This is a genomic window from Nocardioides sp. QY071, assembly GCF_029961765.1.
GTDB lineage: Bacteria > Actinomycetota > Actinomycetes > Propionibacteriales > Nocardioidaceae > Nocardioides.
The window spans coordinates 1,000,039-1,019,026 of the sequence record NZ_CP124681.1; the positions used below are offsets into that span (position 1 = coordinate 1,000,039).

At 72.0% G+C, this 18,988-nt stretch carries 20 protein-coding genes and 1 riboswitch; of the genes, 14 read left to right on the top strand and 6 right to left on the bottom strand.

Annotated features, from left to right (window positions below; translation table 11 throughout):
• The first annotated feature begins 15 nt into the window (after nucleotides 1–15).
• The 3 genes from QI633_RS04760 to QI633_RS04770 all read left to right on the top strand — a co-directional run bounded on the left by QI633_RS04760 (nucleotide 16) and on the right by QI633_RS04770 (nucleotide 2,704).
• Nucleotides 16–1,377, top strand: a complete 1,362-nt coding sequence (locus QI633_RS04760) for a hypothetical protein (protein ID WP_282428283.1) — start codon at nucleotides 16–18, stop codon at nucleotides 1,375–1,377.
• Nucleotides 1,378–1,534: 157 nt separating this feature from the next.
• Nucleotides 1,535–2,251 carry a lytic transglycosylase domain-containing protein gene (locus QI633_RS04765; RefSeq protein WP_282428284.1) on the top strand — a complete coding sequence of 239 codons (717 nt, stop codon included), beginning with the start codon at nucleotides 1,535–1,537 and terminating at the stop codon, nucleotides 2,249–2,251.
• A 141-nt stretch (nucleotides 2,252–2,392) separates the two neighbouring features.
• Nucleotides 2,393–2,704, top strand: coding sequence for a hypothetical protein (locus QI633_RS04770; protein WP_141800188.1), 312 nt, complete (start codon nucleotides 2,393–2,395; stop codon nucleotides 2,702–2,704).
• Between the two features lie 10 nt (nucleotides 2,705–2,714).
• Here QI633_RS04770 and QI633_RS04775 read toward each other — a convergent pair whose 3' ends face one another.
• Entirely contained in the window at nucleotides 2,715–4,097 is a 1,383-nt protein-coding gene (locus tag QI633_RS04775; RefSeq protein ID WP_282428285.1) for a class II fumarate hydratase, read from the bottom strand.
• A 51-nt stretch (nucleotides 4,098–4,148) separates the two neighbouring features.
• Between QI633_RS04775 and QI633_RS04780 the strand changes: the two genes are divergently transcribed.
• Both QI633_RS04780 and QI633_RS04785 read left to right on the top strand, forming a co-directional pair.
• Nucleotides 4,149–4,511, top strand: coding sequence for a GntR family transcriptional regulator (locus QI633_RS04780; protein ID WP_141800186.1), 363 nt, complete (start codon nucleotides 4,149–4,151; stop codon nucleotides 4,509–4,511).
• Nucleotides 4,508–5,455 carry a DUF1648 domain-containing protein gene (locus QI633_RS04785; protein ID WP_282428286.1) on the top strand — a complete coding sequence of 316 codons (948 nt, stop codon included), beginning with the start codon at nucleotides 4,508–4,510 and terminating at the stop codon, nucleotides 5,453–5,455. The genes QI633_RS04780 and QI633_RS04785 overlap by 4 nt, the downstream gene beginning before the upstream one ends.
• Here the strand turns inward: QI633_RS04785 and QI633_RS04790 are convergent.
• From QI633_RS04790 to QI633_RS04805, 4 genes are all read right to left on the bottom strand, one after another.
• A complete protein-coding gene (locus tag QI633_RS04790) occupies nucleotides 5,436–5,705 on the bottom strand; it encodes a zf-TFIIB domain-containing protein (RefSeq protein WP_282428287.1) in 270 nt (89 codons plus the stop codon). The two genes, QI633_RS04785 and QI633_RS04790, sit on opposite strands and share 20 nt — an antisense overlap.
• 52 nt (nucleotides 5,706–5,757) lie before the next feature.
• Nucleotides 5,758–6,123, bottom strand: coding sequence for a hypothetical protein (locus QI633_RS04795; RefSeq protein ID WP_141800183.1), 366 nt, complete (start codon nucleotides 6,121–6,123; stop codon nucleotides 5,758–5,760).
• Between the two features lie 38 nt (nucleotides 6,124–6,161).
• A complete protein-coding gene (locus QI633_RS04800; protein WP_282428288.1) occupies nucleotides 6,162–7,850 on the bottom strand; it encodes a fumarate hydratase in 1,689 nt (562 codons plus the stop codon).
• A gap of 88 nt (nucleotides 7,851–7,938) precedes the next feature.
• Nucleotides 7,939–9,249 (bottom strand): choice-of-anchor P family protein, encoded by a 1,311-nt coding sequence (locus QI633_RS04805; protein WP_141800181.1) that lies wholly within the window; start codon nucleotides 9,247–9,249, stop codon nucleotides 7,939–7,941.
• Between the two features lie 177 nt (nucleotides 9,250–9,426).
• Here QI633_RS04805 and QI633_RS04810 point away from each other — a divergent pair, with 177 nt between their 5' ends.
• The 9 genes from QI633_RS04810 (at nucleotide 9,427) to QI633_RS04850 (ending at nucleotide 18,250) form a co-directional block, all read left to right on the top strand.
• Nucleotides 9,427–10,536 carry an NAD(P)-binding domain-containing protein gene (locus QI633_RS04810; RefSeq protein ID WP_282428289.1) on the top strand — a complete coding sequence of 370 codons (1,110 nt, stop codon included), beginning with the start codon at nucleotides 9,427–9,429 and terminating at the stop codon, nucleotides 10,534–10,536.
• Nucleotides 10,502–10,612, top strand: a riboswitch (TPP riboswitch). (Overlaps the previous gene by 35 nt.)
• A complete protein-coding gene (gene thiE, locus QI633_RS04815; protein WP_282428290.1) occupies nucleotides 10,603–11,193 on the top strand; it encodes a thiamine phosphate synthase in 591 nt (196 codons plus the stop codon). It overlaps the preceding riboswitch by 10 nt.
• 10 nt (nucleotides 11,194–11,203) lie before the next feature.
• Complete coding sequence (locus QI633_RS04820; RefSeq protein WP_282428291.1) at nucleotides 11,204–12,202, top strand: FAD-dependent oxidoreductase; 999 nt, start codon at nucleotides 11,204–11,206, stop codon at nucleotides 12,200–12,202.
• The gene (thiS, locus tag QI633_RS04825) at nucleotides 12,199–12,396 is read left to right on the top strand and encodes a sulfur carrier protein ThiS (RefSeq protein WP_282428292.1); all 198 of its coding nucleotides are present in this window, start codon (nucleotides 12,199–12,201) and stop codon (nucleotides 12,394–12,396) included. Before QI633_RS04820 ends, thiS begins: the two co-directional genes overlap by 4 nt.
• Complete coding sequence (locus QI633_RS04830) at nucleotides 12,393–13,157, top strand: thiazole synthase (RefSeq protein WP_141800177.1); 765 nt, start codon at nucleotides 12,393–12,395, stop codon at nucleotides 13,155–13,157. The genes thiS and QI633_RS04830 overlap by 4 nt, the downstream gene beginning before the upstream one ends.
• A complete protein-coding gene (locus QI633_RS04835; RefSeq protein ID WP_141800176.1) occupies nucleotides 13,154–13,714 on the top strand; it encodes a thiamine phosphate synthase in 561 nt (186 codons plus the stop codon). The genes QI633_RS04830 and QI633_RS04835 overlap by 4 nt, the downstream gene beginning before the upstream one ends.
• Nucleotides 13,711–14,382, top strand: coding sequence for a hydroxymethylpyrimidine/phosphomethylpyrimidine kinase (locus QI633_RS04840; protein WP_141800175.1), 672 nt, complete (start codon nucleotides 13,711–13,713; stop codon nucleotides 14,380–14,382). Before QI633_RS04835 ends, QI633_RS04840 begins: the two co-directional genes overlap by 4 nt.
• A complete protein-coding gene (thiC, locus tag QI633_RS04845; RefSeq protein WP_282428293.1) occupies nucleotides 14,379–16,064 on the top strand; it encodes a phosphomethylpyrimidine synthase ThiC in 1,686 nt (561 codons plus the stop codon). The genes QI633_RS04840 and thiC overlap by 4 nt, the downstream gene beginning before the upstream one ends.
• 872 nt (nucleotides 16,065–16,936) lie before the next feature.
• Complete coding sequence (locus tag QI633_RS04850) at nucleotides 16,937–18,250, top strand: HNH endonuclease signature motif containing protein (RefSeq protein WP_282428294.1); 1,314 nt, start codon at nucleotides 16,937–16,939, stop codon at nucleotides 18,248–18,250.
• A 63-nt stretch (nucleotides 18,251–18,313) separates the two neighbouring features.
• Here the strand turns inward: QI633_RS04850 and QI633_RS04855 are convergent, their stop codons facing one another.
• Entirely contained in the window at nucleotides 18,314–18,982 is a 669-nt protein-coding gene (locus QI633_RS04855) for a YdeI/OmpD-associated family protein (protein WP_282428295.1), read from the bottom strand.
• Between the last annotated feature and the right edge of the window lie 6 nt (nucleotides 18,983–18,988).

Below are 18,988 nucleotides of genomic sequence, written 5' to 3' on the forward strand. Positions count from 1 at the left end.
GGACGCTCCCCGGCTGTGAAGCCACTCCGTCTGCCACTGCTGCTCGCCCTGCTCCTCGGTCTCCTCGCGCCGTGGAGCCCGGCGCCGGCGACCGCGGCGGCGTACGGGGTCCTCACGGGCCGCGTCGTCGACAAGGACGGCGTGCCGATGGCCGACGTCGAGGTCAACCTGTTCCGGCAGGGCGCGAACGTTGCTGTGGCATGGAGCAGGTCTGCGGCCGACGGCACCTTCACCTTCCAGCCCGCCAACTTCGACGATGCAGCGACGGGCCCCTACATGCTGCTGGTCGGCTCCGGATGGGACGGGACGACGGCGATCCCGACCTGGTACGACGGATCCGGAGCCGACGGCGGTATCAGGGGAGAGGTCACCGGCAGCGATCCCAACACCGACCGCGCCGTCGCAGCATCGGCGCCGTCCGGCGTTGCGCCGATCGTGATCTCCTCCTCGCCCACCCCGCTGGGCGACCTTCGCGTCCTTCAGGGCGCCCAGGTCGTCTTCGACAGTCGGGACACGCTCGGCAACGCTGTCAACACTCTGCGGGTCACGGCGCCGTGGGGCGTCTCGGGCAGGGTGAGCACCCGGAGGGCGTATCCGCCGACGGGAGTGCTGCTCGACGCTGGGCAGCACACCATCACGGTCGAGGCCTCCGCCGTCGACCCGGGTGGTCGACAGCAGGTCACCCTCGATCTCGCGGTAGGTTCGAGGACGACGGTTCCCATCACCTGGGCCGCTCGCTACTACCTCCTGGACAACGACCTGACCTGGGGCGAGTGGCGAGCCCCGCTGTCTGGCGAGCGGCCAGGTGTCGGCACGAAGCTGCACTCCGGCGCAGTGTTCGCCAATGACAGCTCGGTCGTGTCCGGCTCGTTGTGGCCGATCAATACGTCCTTCCAGTGGTATCGGGGCGCGAAGCCGATCGCCGGGGCGACCCGGGCGTCGTACAAGGTCGTCGCCGCCGACCGCGGCCGGAAGATCGGTTTCCGGGTCACCGCCGCCGCGAAGCCGGGCTATGCCGCGGCAACCTATGTCGGTCCGCAGGTGAAGGTCGCCAAGGTGACGTCGAGGGTGCGGGCCAGGTTCGTCGGTCGTTCGATCAAGGTCAGAGTGCGACTCAGCAACGGCGCGCAGCCGACCGGACGGGTCGCATTGATGCTCACCAGCGAGCGCCGCTTCCCTCAGCCACTGGTGTCGAAGAAGCTCAAGGCCAACGCGCGCGGCCTGATCACCTTGCGGATCCCCGAGCCCTTCTACAAGACCAAGGGCGACACCGGGATCTTCTTCGCAGTCCGGTTCGTCGCGAAGCGCAAGGCGATCTCCGTCGGGATCGGCCGTGGGCCCACCGCTGACATCAGGAACGGCACGCTCAGCCAGTGAGCGCAAGCAACAGTTGTGGCCAATGTGATCTCTGGGGCCAGAGGTCCGGGAGAAGGGTCGGGAAAACGGCCGTTCGGTTTGCCTGAGCCCTCCTCGTCAGGCATGGTGGTCGCTGGCCGCTGGCGGTGACGACAGCGAAGTCGGGCCCGATCGGGCGGTGGCCGCCCCCCATGCAGTCGAGCCTGAATACGAGCACTTGTCGAACCACGCGCCGTACGAGCCGAAGAGGCGAGCGCCCAAGCACCGCGGTACGCCGAAGCACGCCCACATCGCGCAGGCGCCCCGCAAGGCCGCCCGCAACGTCGTCGTCCTGTCCTCGGTCGCGGTCGCCGTCACCGGCGTCTCCGTCGCCGCGGGAGTGGCCGGTGAGGCGACCACGCCCCCCGCCGCGGGTGCCGCCGAGATCGACGCGTTCACCAACGTCGGCGCCAGCGCGCAGCCGACGGAGAGCGCCGAGCGCCGCGAGCCGGTCATCTCCCGCGACGACCGCCGCCCCGAGGCCGTCCCGGCCAAGTCGATCGACCTCGCCGGCTCCCGGACCGCCGCGATGACCGACAGCCGCGAGCTCTCCGACTCCGACCCGCGCGACATCGCCCGCGCCCTGCTCGGCGAGTTCGGCTTCTCCTCCAGCCAGTTCGGCTGCCTCGACTCGCTGTGGACCCGCGAGTCCAACTGGCGGGTCAACGCCGACAACCCGAGCTCGAGCGCGTACGGCATCCCGCAGGCGCTCCCCGGCTCCAAGATGTCCTCCGCCGGCTCCGACTGGGCCACCAACCCCGCGACCCAGATCCGGTGGGGCCTCGGCTACATCAAGGACCGCTACGGCAGCCCCTGTGGCGCCTGGGGCCACTCCGAGAGCCACGGCTGGTATTAGCCTCGACGGCGCGAGCGCGTCGCTCGTGCCACGCCACGCCGTCGACCGCCGGGCCCATGGTCCGCAGCCGGGCCGCCCGGCGGGTGCATGATGCCGTCATGGACGGGACTCGGGTGTCCCGTGTGACGTGAGGAGCCCGCCATGCTGTGGACCATCATCGTGACGATCGTCGGTGGCGCGATCATCGGAGTCATCGGCAAGGCCGTGGCGCCGGGTGACCGCACCAAGTTCCCGTTCTGGCTGACCGTGCTGTGCGGCATCGTCGGCATGCTCGTCGGCAGCTTCCTCTACTGGGGCATCGCCGGGCACAACAACGGACCGTTCGACGGGCACGAGGCCACCTGGGACAACGCGACCAACGGGATCGACTGGATGCGGCACCTGTGGCAGATCGTGGTCGCCGCGGTGGCCGTGATCGTCGCCGCGGCCGTGACGGGGCGCAAGCGCTCCTGAGCCTGCCCCCTCAGGGGTGGGTCATGGACGCCAGGTCGAGTGCGGCGTCCAACTCCTCGAGGGTCAGCTCGCCGCGGTCGACGTACCCCAGCGCCAGCACGGTCTCGCGGATCGTGCTGCCGGTGGCGAGCGCCTGCTTGGCGATCTTGGCGGCGGCCTCGTAGCCGATGTGCTTGTTGAGGGGCGTGACGACCGAGGGGGAGGACGCCGCGTAGCGCAGCATCCGGTCGGCGTCGGCCGTGATGCCGTCGATGCAGCGCTCGGCCAGGGTGACCGAGGAGTTGGCGAGCAGGCGGATCGACTCGAGCACGTTGCGGGCCAGCACCGGCATCGCGACGTTCAGCTCGAAGCTGCCGCTCGCACCAGCGGCCGTGACGGCGGCGTCGTTGCCGATCACCTGCATGCAGACCATCAGCGTCGCCTCGGGCAGCACCGGGTTGACCTTGCCGGGCATGATCGACGAGCCCGGCTGCAGGTCGGGCAGGTGGATCTCGGCGAGGCCGGTCGTCGGCCCGGAGCCCATCCAGCGCAGGTCGTTGCAGATCTTGGTCAGGCCGACCGCGATCGTCTTCAGCACGCCGCTCAGCTCGACCAGCGAGTCGCGGGTGCCCTGCGCCTCGAAGTGGTTGCGCGCCTCGGTGAACTCCTGGCCGGTCGCCGCGCTGAGCGCCGCGATCGCCGCGGTCGCGAACCCCGGCGGGGTGTTGATGCCGGTGCCGACCGCTGTGCCGCCCAGGGGCAGCTCGCGCACCCGGGGGAGTACGGCGGCGAGCCGCTCGACGCCGTACCGGACCGTGGCGGCGTAGCCGCCGAACTCCTGGCCGAGGGTGACCGGGGTGGCGTCCATCAGGTGCGTGCGGCCGGACTTCACCAGCCCGTGGAACTCCGCCGACCTGGTCGCCAGCGAGGAGGTGAGCCGCTCGAGCGCGGGGACCAGCTCGTCGGCGACCGCCAGCGCCGCGGCGACGTGGATCGCCGTCGGGAAGGTGTCGTTGCTGGACTGGCTGGCGTTGACGTGGTCGTTGGGGTGCGCGGTCACGCCGTCACGCGCGCACAGCGAGGCGATCACCTCGTTGGCGTTCATGTTGGAGCTGGTGCCCGACCCGGTCTGGAAGACGTCGATCGGGAACTGGTCGTCGTGGCCGCCCGCGGCCACGGCCTCCGCCGCTGCCGCGATCGTGGTCGCCACCTCGGGGTCGAGGACGCCCAGCTCGAGGTTCGCACGGGCCGCGGCCGCCTTCACGTGGCCCAGGGCGTGGATGAGGGCCGGCTCGATCGGCGTACCGCTGATGGGGAAGTTCTCGACCGCCCGCTGGGTCTGGGCACGCCACAGGGCGGCGGCCGGGACGAGGACCTCGCCCATGGAGTCGTGCTCGGTACGGAAGTCGTTCACTCCTCGAGCCTACCGACGGCACTGATCTGTTTGTTCTAGTACCATACAAACATGTTGGTTCGAGTGGATCCGGCGAGTCCGTTGGGGCTGGCTGAGCAGATCGCGGCACAGGTGCGTGCAGCGGTCATCGACGGCAGTCTCCGCGGCGGCGACAAGCTGCCGCCGGCCCGCGAGCTGGCCGCGGCGCTCGACGTCAACATGCACACCGTGCTGCGTGCCTACGGCGCGCTGCGCGACGAGGGGATCGTCGACCTGCGCCGCGGGCGCGGGGCGCACGTGCGCAGCGACCTCGCCGAGCCCGACCGGGAACGGGTCGCGCTGCGGCGCGAGGTCCGCGACCTGATCGCCCGCGCGGCCCGCATCGGCGTGACCCCCGACGAGCTAGTCAACGAGATCCGGAAGGCCTTCCCATGACCAGAGCCCGCGCGTTGCTCGCTTCTCTCGTCGTCCTCCAGGCGCCCCTGTGGGTCGTCGGCGTGGGCCTCGGCCTGCACGACCAGGTCCCCGACCCGGTGCCGACCCACTGGGACCTGGCCGGGGAGGTCGACGGGACCCTCACCCTCGCAGGCTTCACCGTCCTGGTGGTCGTCGTGGTCGGGGCGGCGACGCTGGTGGCGCTCGGTCTCGTCGCCGAGTCGGGACGACGCTCGCCCCTCGCCCCACTCGGCGCCGCCGGTGCCACCTGGCTCGCCTGGCTGCCGGCCGCGCTCTACGCGGCGACGCTGTTCGCCGCTGCCGATGCCGTTCGCGCCGAGGAGGTCCGGCTGCCGCTCGTGACCATCCTGCTCGCGACCCTGCTGCCGTTCGGGGCTGCGCTGGCGGTTCACCGCCTGCTGCCCGGTCCGGTCCGGACCACTGGCTCGGCGCCCGCCGCGAGCGCCACCCTCGCGCTCGCCGACGGCGAGCGGGTGGCCTGGGTCGGCGAGGCCAGCTCCCGCGGCCTACTGCTGCTGGGCGTCGTCCTCGGCCTCGGGACCGTCCCGCTCTGGTTCGCCGTGTGGCCGGCTGCGCTGGCCGCTGGACTCGCCGCGATCGCCGTCGCGTGGGTCCACGTGGTCACGGTGCGCGTCGACGACGCCGGCGTCGCCGTGTCTTGGGGCCCCGCGCACTGGCCGCGGGTGCGGATCCACCTGGCTGACATCGCCTCCGCCGAGACCGGCGACATCGAGCCCCTGCGCTGGGGCGGCTGGGGCTACCGGCGCAGCACCAAGGGCCGGGCGGCGGTGGCCCGCCGCGGTGAGGGGATCGTGCTCACGCTGCGCGACGGGCAGCGGTTCGCCGCGACCGTGGACCGGCCGCAACCCGCGGCCGAGCTGGTGAATGCGCTGGTGGTCCGGCTCAGTCGAAGAGCTCGCTGAGCCAGGACTCGCGCTTGCGCTTCTTGTAAAGCTTGTCGTCGTAGCGCTGCGGCTCGCGATAGGAGTCGTACTGAGGCGCGCGGGGAGCCGGCGGCGCGGCTGCCGGCTGCGGCATGCCGACCGAGCGGTCGATGATCTTGTCGAGCTCGCCACGGTCGAGCCACACGCCCCGGCACTGCGGACAGTAGTCGATCTCGATGCCGTTCCGCTCGCTCATCACCAGCGTGGTCTCGTCGATGGGGCAGCGCATGCCTGGTCCAACGGCCGACACCGACGGAGGGTTCCCTCAGCCCTCCGGAGCCTCAGTCCTCCCAGGGCGCCGTGTCGTCCATCTTGCGGTAGTACTTCGCCAGGTGGCTCTTGACCCGGTCGACGTCCTTGTCCGGCAGGTCGACGCCGCCGCGGGCGCCCTGCATCACGTTGCCCGCCGCCATCACGCCGCGGGGCACGGCGACCAGCCGGTCGTCGACCACGTCGGCGATGAGCAGCTTGTACGCCGTGAAGTTGTCCTTCTCCTCGGCGTCGTACCAGACGTGGGCGTCGCGGTACTTCTCGTTCGGCTCGTCCTCGGCGCCCGCCCAGCGGCGTACCCGCTTGTCGGCGGCGTCGCCGTCCCACGACCGGTCGCGGTCGGCGAGCGGGAGGTCCTGGAAGGTGGTCACAGCCATGTCCGGGCCGTACCCGGCCCGGCCGCGACCACCCGGGGTCACTCCGCGGAGCGGACCCGGATGCCCGAGATCGGCACGGTGACCGCGCCGCCCGGGTCGGTGAAGAAGTCGTTGCCCTTGTCGTCGACCACGATGAAGGCGGGGAAGTCCTCGACCTCGATCTTCCAGACCGCCTCCATGCCGAGCTCGGGGTACTCGATGACCTCCTGGCTCTTGATGCAGTCCTGGGCCAGGCGCGCGGCCGGGCCGCCGATCGAGCCGAGGTAGAAGCCGCCGTACTCGTCGCACGCCTCGGTGACCTGCTTGGAGCGGTTGCCCTTGGCGAGCATGACCATCGAGCCGCCGGCGGCCTGGAAGGACTTCACATAGGAGTCCATCCGGCCCGCGGTGGTGGGGCCGAACGAGCCGGAGGCCATGCCCTCCGGGGTCTTGGCCGGGCCGGCGTAGTAGACCGGGTGGTTCTTGAGGTAGTCGGGCATCTCCTCGCCGGCGTCGAGGCGCTCCTGGATCTTGGCGTGCGCGATGTCGCGGGCGACCACGAGCGGGCCGGTCAGCGAGAGCCGGGTCTTGACGGGGTACGACGACAGCTGGGCGAGGATCTCGCTCATCGGCTGGTTGAGGTCGACCTTGACCACCTCGCCGCCGGAGATGTCCTCGGCGACGCCTGCGTCGGGCATGTACTGCGCCGGGTCGGTCTCGAGCTGCTCGAGGAAAACGCCCTCGGAGGTGATCTTGCCGAGTGCCTGGCGGTCGGCGGAGCAGGAGACCGCGATCGCGACGGGGCACGACGCGCCGTGGCGGGGGAGCCGGACCACGCGGACGTCGTGGCAGAAGTACTTGCCGCCGAACTGCGCGCCGATGCCGAAGGACTGGGTCAGCTTGAAGACCTCCTCCTCCAGCTCGAGGTCTCGGAAGCCGTGGGCGTCCATCGAGCCCTCGGTGGGGAGGTTGTCGAGATAGTGGGCGCTGGCGTACTTCGCGGTCTTGAGCGCGAACTCCGCGCTGGTGCCGCCGATGACCACGGCGAGGTGGTACGGCGGGCACGCGGCCGTGCCGAGCGAGCGGATCTTCTCGTCGAGGAACTCCAGCATCCGCTTCGGGTTGAGGATCGCCTTGGTCTCCTGGAACAGGAAGGACTTGTTGGCCGAGCCGCCACCCTTGGCCATGAAGAGGAACTTGTACTCCGGCTTCGCGTTCGTGCCGGGGGTCGAGTACAGCTCGATCTGGGCCGGCAGGTTGGAGCCGGTGTTCTTCTCGTCGTACGTCGTCAGCGGGGCCAGCTGGCTGTAGCGCAGGTTCAGCTTCGTATAGGCGTCGTAGACGCCCTTGCTGATCCACTCGGCGTCGTCGGCGCCGGTGAGCACGCCCTCGGACTTCTTGCCCATCACGATCGCGGTGCCCGTGTCCTGGCACATCGGCAGCACGCCGCCGGCGGAGATGTTGACGTTCTTGAGCAGGTCGAGCGCGACGAAGCGGTCGTTCCCGGACGCCTCGGGGTCGTCGATGATCTTGCGCAGCTGCTTGAGGTGCGCGGGCCGCAGGTAGTGGCTGATGTCGTGCATCGCCTCGGCGGTCAGCTGCTGGATCGCCTCGGGGGAGACCTTGAGGAAGGTGCGTCCGTCGGGGCCCTCGACGGCCTCGACGCCCTCCGTCGTGATCAGCCGGTAGGGGGTGTCGTCCTTGCCGGTCGGGAGGAGGTCGGAGTAACGGAACTCAGCTTCAGCCACGGCTACCGAGGATATCCCGCTCCGGGAACGGCCGAGGGGCCGGGCCGCCTGCTGGCGACCCGGCCCCTCGGGCGGTGTTGTGTGCTGCTCAGGCAGCGGGCGGGACGATGCCGGTGTAGGCCACGCCCAGCTCGATCACGGCGCCGACCGGCAGGCCGGCCTGGGCGGTGTCGAGGGTGACCTTCACCGCGGTGATCATGTTCTGGTAGCCCACGCTGGTGTCGGTCTGCTGCAGGTTGAGCGCGACCTGGCCGAGACCGGCGATGTTGAGGATGGTGTTGGGCGAGACGTCGATCGGGATCGTCTGACCCGCGATGACGAGGTTGACCAGCTCCATCTTCATGTCCGAGGTCCAGTTGCCGTCGGCCAGCTTGCCGTGGGCGGTCACCTTGACCGCGGTCGCCTTGACCAGGCCGCCGAGCAGGTTGATGCCGGCGGTGCGGTTGGTGTTGGTGATCTCGGCGTTGCCGAAGGCGTCCTTGGTCGAGGTCGTGGTCGACGTGATGGCGCCGGTGGTCAGGATGCCGGGCACCCGCACGGCCAGCGTGGAGTTGGACTTGGTCTGGCCGTTGCTGGAGCCGAAGGGCGTGATCACCCGGGCGGTCGGGTCGCTGACGACCGTGACCGCGTCGGAGACGTTGGCCTGGACCCGGCTGCCGTAGGCGGTGCCGAACAGGCCGGCGCCGGAGGACGGCTGCACCTCGGAGAGGTACTGGTTGACCGGGTTGACCAGCAGGGTCACGCCGGCGGAGTAGCCGCCGAACGGCTGCAGCAGGGTCACGCCGACCGCCCAGCCCATGGTGCCGATCAGGTCGCCGTCCTCCTGCTCGACCTTGCCGTGCATCGAGTAGTTGAGGGTGACGCTGGCGACGCCGGGGATGGTGACGGCGTAGTTCTTGGGGATGTTGAGCGGCAGCTTGACGCCGGCGATCTTGATGTTCGCCAGGCGGCTGTTGGCGGTGTGGGAGCCGTTGCCGTCCGCGCGACCGGTCGTGCTGATCGTGGTCTCGAGCGCGTCGGCGGTGATCAGGCCACCGAGCAGGCTGACGTTGGCGACCCGCGCCCACGACTTCAGCGTGGTCTGCGGCTGCCCGAGGACCTGCGAGACGACGGCGTCGGTCTGGGTCTCCACCGCGCCGAGCTGGGCGAGGTTGAGCACGCTGGCCGCGGCCGTGCTGTTCTTCGAGGTGCTGGACTTCGCGCCGCCGGTGACACCCGACTGGGCGGTCAGGTCGGACTGGACGACACCGTCCAGGACCTTGACGTACGTCGCGCCGGTGCTGGCTGCGTAGGACCAGTAGACCGGGTCGGCGGCCTGCGCCGCGGGTGCCGGAACGGCGACCAGACCTGCACCCGCCAAGGTGAAGGCGACAAAGGTGACGAACTTGCGCACGTTCACGGGACCCCATTCCCATCCGTGTGATGACTGCTATGTATGTGTCGAGCCCCCCAAGCAAACCACTACCCGGGCACGCCGAGCGAGCCGAGGTGGGGATTTCTGCGAGGTTTTAACGAAGAATCATTCACAATGTCACGGCGGAGGGCATATCCGGGGCGAAATGGCTGTTTTGCTCCCGTGCACGTGTATGGCGCAGTGGTGATCGGGGCCGGCCAGGCCGGCCTCTCGGCGTCCTTCCACCTGACCCGGCTCGGCATCGACCACGTCGTGCTCGACGCCAACGACCGGCCGGGCGGCGCCTGGCAGCACCGGTGGGACTCGCTGTCGATGCACGACGTGCACGGCGTGGCCGACCTGCCGGACGCCCCGGCTCCCGGTGACTCCCGCGAACGGGCCAATGTCGTGGTGCCGGCGTGGTTCGGTCGCTACGAGGACCACAACCGGCTGCCCGTCGTACGACCGGTGCGGGTGGACCGGGTCACCGACGACGACGGGCTCCTGGTGGTGCACGCCGGCGAGCGCAGCTGGACCGGGCGAACCCTGGTCAACGCCACCGGCACCTGGACGCAGCCGTTCGTGCCGTACTACCCGGGCGCCGAGACCTTCCTCGGGGAGCAGCTGCACACCTCGGACTACCCCGGACCGGACCACTTCCGCGGGAAGCGGGTGGTCGTGGTCGGTGGCGGCGCCTCGGCGGTCCAGTTACTCGGCGAGCTCGCGCCGCGCACCGACGTGGTGTGGGTGACCCGGCGGGCCCCGGTGTGGCGCGACGACTTCGACGAGAACGTCGGCCGGCACGCCATCGGGCTGGTCCAGGAGCGGGTCCGCGAGGGCCTGCCGCCCGCGAGCGTCGTCAGCGTCACCGGCCTCGCACTGCGGCCCCAGGAGCAGGAGGCGGCCCGGCTCGGTGTCTACGAGCGGCGCCGCGAGATGTTCGCGCGGATCGAGCCGGACGGCGTGCGCTGGGCCGACGGGTCCTTCGAGCGCGCCGACGTCATCTTGTGGGCGACCGGCTTCCGGCCCGCGGTCGGGCACCTCGCACCGCTCCACCTGCGCAGCGAGCGCGGAGGGATCGCGCTGCTGCAGAGCGGTGCCGACGTGCAGACCGCCACGACCGCCGTACGTGACCCGCGGGTGCAGCTGGTCGGCTACGGCCCGTCCGCGAGCACCATCGGCGGGAACCGGGCGGGGCGCGCGGCCGCATTGGCGGTACGGCGCTACCTCGCCGCGCACGAGGGTGCTAACGTCGCCGCCGACAACCCACGGGAGTCCGCGGCAGCGGGCTGAGAGGGAGCTGGAGCCGCTCCGACCGTCACACCTGATCCGGATCATGCCGGCGAAGGAACGGACCTGATGAGCGCACACCTTTTCTGCCTGGTCTCCGAACGGGACGACCTCTCCCTGCTACCCGCCCTGGCCGAGGCCGGGGTCGACGGCTTCCAGGTCCGGGCCAAGTCCCTGGCCACCGGCGCGCTGGTCGTGCTGGCCCGCTCGGTGCTCGCCGCGGTGCGTCCGGCGGGAGCGCTGGTCGTCGTCAACGACCGGCTCGACGTGGCGCTCGCCGCGGGCGCCGACGGCGTGCACCTCGGCGCGGACGACCTCGCGGTCGCCGACGCGCGACGCCTGGCTCCCGGTCTAGTCATCGGCGCGACCTGTCGGTCCCGGGCTGAGGTCGTCGCGGCTGCCGATGCGGGTGCGGACTACGCCGGGTTCGGTCCGGTCTTCGCCTCGGGCTCCAAGGCCGGACTGCCCGCGCCGCTGGGCGTCGCTGCCGTCGCCGAGGCGGCCGGAGTGCTGCCGCTCGTCGCGATCGGCGGCATCACCGCCGCGACCGCCGGTGAGGTGCGGGCGGCCGGCGCCCACGGCGTGGCCGTGATCGGCTCGATCTGGCGACAACCTGATCCCCTGGGTGCAGCGAAGGAGCTCGTCGCGGCAGTCGCCTGAGGTGGCCGGGATGCGGATCGACGTGCTGGGCGCGGGGATCGTCGGGCTGACGGTCGCCGAGGAGCTCGCGCGGCGTGGACACTGCGTGGCGGTGGTCGACCCACGGCCCGCCGACGGGGCGTCGTACGCCGCCGCGGGGATGCTCAGCCCGGCTGCCGAGGTCTGGCACGGCGAGGAGGAGATCCTCCGGCTCGGCCTGGCCTCGCTGGAGCTGTGGCCGGAGCTGGCCGGCCGTCTCGGCGTCGAGCTGCGCAGGAGCGGCACCCTCCTGGTCGGGTACGACGCCGGCGACCTCCAGCAGGTCGAGCGGCAGGCCGCGCTGCTGCACCGGCACGGCCACTCCGTCGACCTCCTCGGCCGGGCGGGGGTGCGCTCCGCCGAGCCCACCCTGGCCCGCGTGGCCGGCGGCGCGCTGCTGCCGTCGGAGGCGAGCGTCGATCCGAGGGCGGTCTGTGCGGCGCTGCTGGACCGGGTGGAGCTGCGTGGCTCCGCGCGACCGGACGCCGAGGTGACCGTCGTGGCGACCGGCTCGTCGCTGCCGGAACCCTGGACCGGACTGGTCTCCGGGGTCCGTGGTGAGATCCTGCGGCTGCGCTCGGACGACCCGCCCCGTCGTACCGTCCGCGGCTGGGTGGGCGGCGAAACCGTCTACCTGGTGCCGCGCGGCGACGGGCGCGTGGTGCTCGGCGCCACTTCGGAGGCGCACGCGGCTGCGCCCGTGGTGACCGCCGGCGGGGCGCTGCGGCTGTTGGCGGCCGCGCGGACGCTGTGGCCCGCGCTCGACCGGGCCGAGCTGGTCGAGGGCACGGCCCGTGACCGCCCGGCCACCGTCGACGGACTGCCGCTCGTCGGGCCGAGCGGCGTCGACGGCGTCGTCCTCGCCGCCGGCCACTACCGGCACGGCGTGCTGCTGGCCCCGCTCACCGCTCGGCTCGTGGCCGACCACCTCGAGACCGGACGGGTCGACCCGGTCCTCGATCCCCGCCGCACCATGGAAGGAGCACGATGATCACCTGCAACGGAGAGGCGGTCACGGACGCGGCGACCGTCGCCGACCTGCTGGAGCGCCGCCTCGGCGATGCCCGGCCGCACGGAGTCGCGGTCGCGGTCAACGAGGAGGTGGTGCCGCGCGGCGAGTGGCCGTCGTGGCGGCTGGCCGACGGCGACGTGGTCGAGGTCGTGACGGCGGTGCAGGGCGGATGAGCGAGGTCCTGATCGCGGGCGAGCGGCTCTCCTCGAGGCTGTTCCTCGGCACCGGCGGCCTGCCGCGGACCGCCCTGGTCGAGCCGGTGCTGGCCGCCGCCGAGCCCGGGCTGGTGACGGTCTCGATCCGGCGTACCTCCACGCTCGCGGACGGCGGCCTGCTGGCGGCGCTGCGCGCGGCCGGGGTCCGGCTGCTGCCCAACACCGCCGGCTGCCTGTCCGCCCGGGAGGCGGTGCTGACCGCCGAGCTGGCCCGCGAGGCGCTCGGCACCGACTGGGTGAAGCTCGAGGTGATCGGAGACGAGCGGTCCCTGCTGCCTGACGTGGTCGAGCTGCTCGACGCCGCCGAACAGCTGGTGCGGCGCGGGTTCGTGGTGCTGCCCTACACGACCGACGACCCGGTGCTCGCCCGCCGGCTGGTCGACGCCGGCTGCGCGGCGGTCATGCCGCTCGGCTCGCCGATCGGATCCGGGCTGGGCGTCCTCAACCCGCACGCCATCGCCGCGGTCCGGGCCGCGGTCGACGTACCGGTGGTCCTCGACGCCGGCGTCGGTACGGCGAGCGACGCCGCCCTGGCCATGGAGCTGGGCTGCGACGCGGTGCTCGCCGCGACCGCCGTGACGCGGGCCGACGACCCGGTCGCGATGGCCTCCGCGCTGCGCCTTGCGGTCGATGCCGGCCGGTTGGCCTACGGCGCCGGCCGGGTGCCGCGGCGCGCCGAGGCCCGCGCCTCCAGCCCCGTCCTGGGGTTGATCTCATGAGCCGCCGGGTCGTCGTGCTGACCGACCGCACGCTCGTCCCCGAGGGGCGTTCGCTGCGCGACGTGATCGCCGCGGCCGCCGACGGCGGGCTGGCCACGGTGTTGCTGCGCGAGGTCGACCTGCCCGACGACGAGCGCGCCAAGATCGCCGACCACGCCCGGACCTGCGGGCTCGAGGTGATCGCCGCCCACCGTGCGGTGCCGGGCTGCAGCGGTGTCCACCTGCCCGCCGCCGCGCCCGTCCCCGGCGTCGCCACCCGGTGGGGCCGCTCCTGCCACACCCGCGCCGACCTCGCCACGGCCGCGGCCGACGGGGCGTGGTGGGCCACCCTGTCGCCGTACGCGACGACGGCGAGCAAGCCCGGCCACGGACCGCCGCTCCCGGCGTCCGCCTTCACCGACCCGCCCCTGCCGGTGCTGGCGCTCGGCGGGATCACGCCGGACAACGCCGCGGGGGCGCTCGAGGCGGGCGCGTGGGGTGTCGCCGTGATGGGCGCCGTGATGCGCGCAGCCGACCCCGCCGCGGTCGTCGCGGCGCTGCTGGCGGCGGTCTCGTGAACCCGCCCGTCGTCGTCACCATCGCCGGAACCGACTCCAGCGGCGGAGCGGGCATCGCCGCCGACCTCGCGACCTTCGCCGCGCTCGGGGTGCACGGCGCGTGCGTCGTCACCGCGGTCACCGCCCAGGACACCACCGGTGTGCGGGCGATCCACCCGGTCCCGTACGACGTCGTGGCCGCCCAGCTCGACGCGGTGCTCGACGACCTGCCCGTCGCGGCCGTCAAGACCGGCATGCTGGCCACCCCGGAGGTGGTCCGGCTGGTCGCCGAGCGGTGCGCGGACCGGCTCCTGGTGGTCGACCCCGTGCTGGTCGCGACCTCCGGAGCCGTCCTCGCCACCGACGACGTGCGGCAGGCCTACCGCGAGGCGCTGCTGCCGGTCGCCACCGTCGCCACCCCCAACGCCGAGGAGGCTTTGGCGCTCGGCCTGACCGACGGCCCGGGTGTCGTCGTCACCCGCGGCGGCGACCTCCCGACCACCAACGACCACGGCACCGGCTGCACCCACTCCGCGGCCCTCGCCGCCCACCTCGCCCACGGCGCCGACATCCCCGCCGCCGCCGCCCGCGCCGACGCCTATGTCGCCCGCCAGCTCCACCTCGGCCAGGACTGGACCCTCGGCCGCGGCCGGGGGCCCGTCGCCCACATCCAAGGAGATCCCGCATGACCGTCCACCCCGCCCACACCCGCATCGAGATCGGCGACCTGGCCGTTCCCTTCACCCGGGTCGCACTGACCAACGGTGAGAGCTTCGACCGCTACTGCACCTCCGGCCCCGGATCCGAGCCCGAGGCCGGCCTGCCGCCGCTGCGGTCCGCATGGATCGAGGGCCGCGGCGACGTGACGTCGTACGACGGCCGCGAGACGCAGCTGCTCGACAACGGCCGTTCGGCGGTACGCCGCGGTGCGGCCCAGGACCCGTGGCGCGGCGAGCGGCGCCGCCCCCTGCGGGGGCAGAACGTCACCCAGATGGCCTACGCCCGCGCGGGGATCGTGACCGAGGAGATGCGGTACGTCGCCGTGCGCGAGGGCTGCGACGTCGAGCTGGTGCGCAGCGAGGTCGCCGCCGGCCGGGCGATCATCCCGGCCAACGTGAACCACCCCGAGTCCGAGCCGATGATCATCGGCCGCCGGTTCCTGGTGAAGGTCAACGCCAACATCGGCAACTCCGCCGTCACCTCCTCGATCGCCGAGGAGGTCGACAAGCTCACCCACGCGATCACCTGGGGCGCCGACACGGTGATGGACCTCAGCACCGGTGAGGACATCCACACCACCCGCGAGTGGATCATCCGCAACTCGCCGGTGCCGATCGGCACCGTCCCGATCTACCAGGCGCTGGAGAAGGTCAACGGCGAGGCCGACAAGCTCTCGTGGGAGGTCTTCCGCGACACCGTCATCGAGCAGTGCGAGCAGGGCGTCGACTACATGACCATCCACGCCGGCGTGCTGCTCCGGTACGTGCCGCTCACCGCGCAGCGCGTGACGGGGATCGTCAGTCGTGGTGGGTCGATCATGGCCGGCTGGTGCCTGGCACACCACGAGGAGAACTTCCTCTACACGCACTTCGACGAGCTGTGCGAGATCTTCCGCCAGTACGACGTCTCGTTCTCGCTCGGCGACGGCCTGCGCCCGGGCGCCACCGCCGACGCCAACGACGAGGCCCAGCTCTCCGAGCTGCGCACCCTCGCCGAGCTCACCTCGCGCGCCTGGGAGCACGACGTGCAGGTGATGGTCGAGGGCCCCGGCCACGTGCCGCTCAACCTGGTCGAGGAGAACGTCCGGCTGCAGCAGGAGTGGTGCCACGGCGCGCCGTTCTACACGCTGGGGCCGCTGGCGACCGACATCGCGCCCGGCTACGACCACATCACCTCGGCCATCGGTGCGGCCACGATCGCGATGCACGGCACCGCGATGCTCTGCTACGTCACGCCCAAGGAGCACCTCGGCCTCCCGAACCGGGACGACGTGAAGACCGGTGTGCTCACCTACAAGCTCGCGGCCCACTCCGCCGATGTCGCCAAGGGCCACCCCGGCGCCCGCGACTGGGACGACGCGCTGTCGAAGGCACGCTTCGAGTTCCGCTGGCACGACCAGTTCGCGCTGTCCCTCGACCCGGTCACCGCCGAGTCCTTCCACGACGAGACGCTGCCCGCCGAGAATGCCAAGACCGCGCACTTCTGCTCGATGTGCGGGCCGAAGTTCTGCTCGATGCGGATCAGCCAGGACGTGCGGGAGCGGTTCGGGTCGGACCTGTCGGCCGAGGACGCGGCCCTGGGGATGAAGGAGAAGTCCGCGGAGTTCCTGGAGCTCGGCGCGTCGGTGTACGTCGAGCCGTCGGCCGGGTGAGGGCGAGGAGGTCGCGCAGCGTCCCCGGTGGTCGAGGAGGTCGCGCAGCGTCCCCGGTGGTCGAGGAGGTCGCGCAGCGACCGTCTCGAGACCCCTCGCCGTGCTGCCGGAACTCTGCGCGGGCTTCGGCACCGTAGGTCGTTGCGTTCTCAAAGGCGCTGGCGACGAAGGCGGGAGGTGGCTGGGTCCGACGGCCGGGCTACGGTCCGCATGCCCCGGTGGTCGAGGAGGTCGCGCAGCGACCGTCTCGAGACCCCTCGCCGTGCTGCCAGAACTCTGCGCGGGCTTCGGCTCCGTATCCGGTCTCGTTCCGAAAGGGCAGCGACGAGGAAGGCGTCGAGGTGGCTGGGTCCGGCGGTCGGGCTACGGTCCGCATCCCCCGGTGGTCGAGGAGGTCGCGCAGCGTCCCCGGTGGTCGAGGAGGTCGCGCAGCGTCCCCGGTGGTCGAGGAGGTCGCGCAGCGACCGTCACGAGACCCCTGGCCATGCTGCCGGGACTGTGCTCGGGCTTCGGCTGCGTCGTGGTTGCGTTCGGAGAGGCGCTGGCGAGCGAGGTGGCTGGGTCTGGCGGTCGGGCTACGGTCCGCATCCCCCGGTGGTCGAGGAGGTCGCGCAGCGACTGTCACGAGACCCCTGGCCGTGCTGCCGGAACTGTCCGCGGGCTTCGGCTCCGTAGCCGGTCTCGTTCCGAATGGGCAGCGACGAGGAAGGCGTCGAGGTGGCCCGGGTTCGGCGGTCGGGCTGCGGTCCGCGACGCCATTTCGGTTGCAGCTGGAGACGTCGGTTCTCCACACCCCACGGATCGAGTTTCCCTAGTCCACAGGCGGGTTTCCGACGCGTGATTGTGTCGGAGGTGGGTGGGAGAATCCAGTCATGGATCTCGGAACCCAGCCCCGCTCGACAGCACCTGTGCTGTCGCGGCTGAGCGCCGGCATCCGGGCCCGCAACAACCTCCTGGTCGAGGAATGGACCGCGATCGTGGAATGGGCGAGCGACCACGTCGTGACCGGTCCTGAGAGGGCCGCGACGATCACCGAGGGCTACCTCGACACCGGTGTCCCGATCGCAGGTGCGGGTGCACCCCTGGTCAGCGAGTTCGCGTTGATGGAGCTGGTCGCGGTCCTCGGCAGGTCCCCTGACGGCGGCAAGGCGTATGTCGGGCGGGTGATCGAGTGCGCGTGGCGGCTCCCCACCGTCTACGCCGCCGTCACCTCCGGTCGGTTGGCGCCGTGGCGGGCGGAGCGGATCGCCGACCTCACCCACGGCTTGTGTGCTGAGGCGGCTGGGTTCGTGGACCGGCAGCTGTTCAACGCCTCCGGGGTCGGCTGGGCGCAACTGGAGAGGCTCGTGGCGGAGGCGGTGCTTCGGTTCGACCCCGACCGTGCCGAGGCCGAGCGTCAGAAGGCCGCCGCCGACCATCGGCATTTCGACCTGAGCGAGGTCGACGAGCACGGGCTGGTCCACCTCGACGGGCTGCTGGACGCCGCGGATGGTCACGACCTCGACCAAGCGGTCGCCCGTCGGGCCGAGGTCCTGGGTCGGCTCGGTGACGACTCGACGCTCGACGTGCGCCGGTCCAAGGCCGCTGCCGAGCTCGCCCGCGACGACCTGGCCCTGGACCTGTTGCTCCCCGACCCGGACACCGGCGAGGTCGTCGCGACCGTCCCGGGCCGCAAGGTCGTGCTCAACGTGCACGTCACTGACACCACCCTGACCGGGCACAACCCTGTCGGCCGGTGGGACGAGGGACGTTGTCCGATCACCGCCGCGCAGATCCGGGAGTGGCTGCGGTCGAAGGGCACCACGATCATCGTGCGGCCGGTGATCGACCTGGCCGACCACGTGCCTGTGACGGCGTACGAGATCCCCGACCGCCACAAGGCCCGCGTCATGCTGCGGGACCACACCTGCCGGTTCCCGCACTGCACCCGACCTGCGTCCAGGTGCGACCTCGACCACGCCAAGCCCTACGGCCAGGGTGGTCCGACCTGCCCCTGCAACGAGGTCCCGCTGTGTCGGCGCCATCACCGCGCCAAGACCCACTCGACGTGGTGTTACGAGACCCCGATGCCGGCGACCTATGTGTGGACCAGCCCCAACGGGTTCCGGTTCCGCGTCGACCACCGCGGCACCCACCCCCTCCACGACACCAGCGACACCAGCGACCCCAGCCCGCCCGACGAGTAACGACCCCGCCCCGCACCCCGCAGGACCTCACGTCCGCGGGGGCATCGGCGCGTCCAGGCGACCTCAGCGCGCGGCTGCCGCCGCGGCGGCAGCCAGCTCCACCCACTTCGGGATCTCGCCGTAGCGCTGGCTCGGGATCATCCGTCCCGCCGCCGAGTCCTCCACGAGCTGGGCCATCCGCCGGTCGCGGGTCGCCTCCTGCTTGGCGGTGGTCACCCAGTTCATGCAGATCCGGCGGTAGGTGTTGGTGGCGGCGTCCCAGAAGGCGGTGGCGGCCGGGTCCGCGGCGAGCTGGGCGGCGTACGCCGGCGGCAGCGCGAGCCCCGGGCCGGCCTCGTGGGTGTAGGGGGCGACGTCGCGCCTCCGCGCCTCCCAGATCGCCAGCCCCGGCGGCTGCATCCGGCCCTCGGCGCGCAGTCGCTCGACGAGGTCGATGTTGACCTTGCTCCAGTTGCTGGTCTTCTTCCGCGGGGTCCAGCGCTGGCGGGTCGCGTCCTCGTCGATGCGCTGGGCGACCGAGTCGATCCAGCCCCAGCACAGCGCCTCCGGCACCGCCTCCGCCCAGGTCAGGCCGCGGTCGGGGACGTGCTTCTTGTAGAGGCCCATCCACAGCTCGGTCTCGGTGTCGTGGTGAGCGGCCAGCCACGCGCCGAACTCGGCGGCGTCGGCGAAGAAGCGGGCCGGGCGCTCGGCGCTGCCGCCCAGCCGGCCGGGGGTGGTGTCGCGTGCCATGCGACG

Bases quoted from the DNA above. Each gene is read 5' to 3' on its own strand.
- QI633_RS04770 (WP_141800188.1), top strand. From the start codon at position 2,393: ATGCTGTGGACCATCATCGTGACGATCGTCGGTGGCGCGATCATCGGA.
- QI633_RS04780 (WP_141800186.1), top strand. From the start codon at position 4,149: ATGTTGGTTCGAGTGGATCCGGCGAGTCCGTTGGGGCTGGCTGAGCAG.
- QI633_RS04785 (WP_282428286.1), top strand. From the start codon at position 4,508: ATGACCAGAGCCCGCGCGTTGCTCGCTTCTCTCGTCGTCCTCCAGGCG.
- QI633_RS04790 (WP_282428287.1), bottom strand. From the start codon at position 5,705: ATGCGCTGCCCCATCGACGAGACCACGCTGGTGATGAGCGAGCGGAAC.
- QI633_RS04795 (WP_141800183.1), bottom strand. From the start codon at position 6,123: ATGGCTGTGACCACCTTCCAGGACCTCCCGCTCGCCGACCGCGACCGG.
- thiE (WP_282428290.1), top strand. From the start codon at position 10,603: ATGAGCGCACACCTTTTCTGCCTGGTCTCCGAACGGGACGACCTCTCC.
- QI633_RS04820 (WP_282428291.1), top strand. From the start codon at position 11,204: ATGCGGATCGACGTGCTGGGCGCGGGGATCGTCGGGCTGACGGTCGCC.
- thiS (WP_282428292.1), top strand. From the start codon at position 12,199: ATGATCACCTGCAACGGAGAGGCGGTCACGGACGCGGCGACCGTCGCC.
- QI633_RS04830 (WP_141800177.1), top strand. From the start codon at position 12,393: ATGAGCGAGGTCCTGATCGCGGGCGAGCGGCTCTCCTCGAGGCTGTTC.
- QI633_RS04835 (WP_141800176.1), top strand. From the start codon at position 13,154: ATGAGCCGCCGGGTCGTCGTGCTGACCGACCGCACGCTCGTCCCCGAG.
- thiC (WP_282428293.1), top strand. From the start codon at position 14,379: ATGACCGTCCACCCCGCCCACACCCGCATCGAGATCGGCGACCTGGCC.
- QI633_RS04850 (WP_282428294.1), top strand. From the start codon at position 16,937: ATGGATCTCGGAACCCAGCCCCGCTCGACAGCACCTGTGCTGTCGCGG.
- QI633_RS04855 (WP_282428295.1), bottom strand. From the start codon at position 18,982: ATGGCACGCGACACCACCCCCGGCCGGCTGGGCGGCAGCGCCGAGCGC.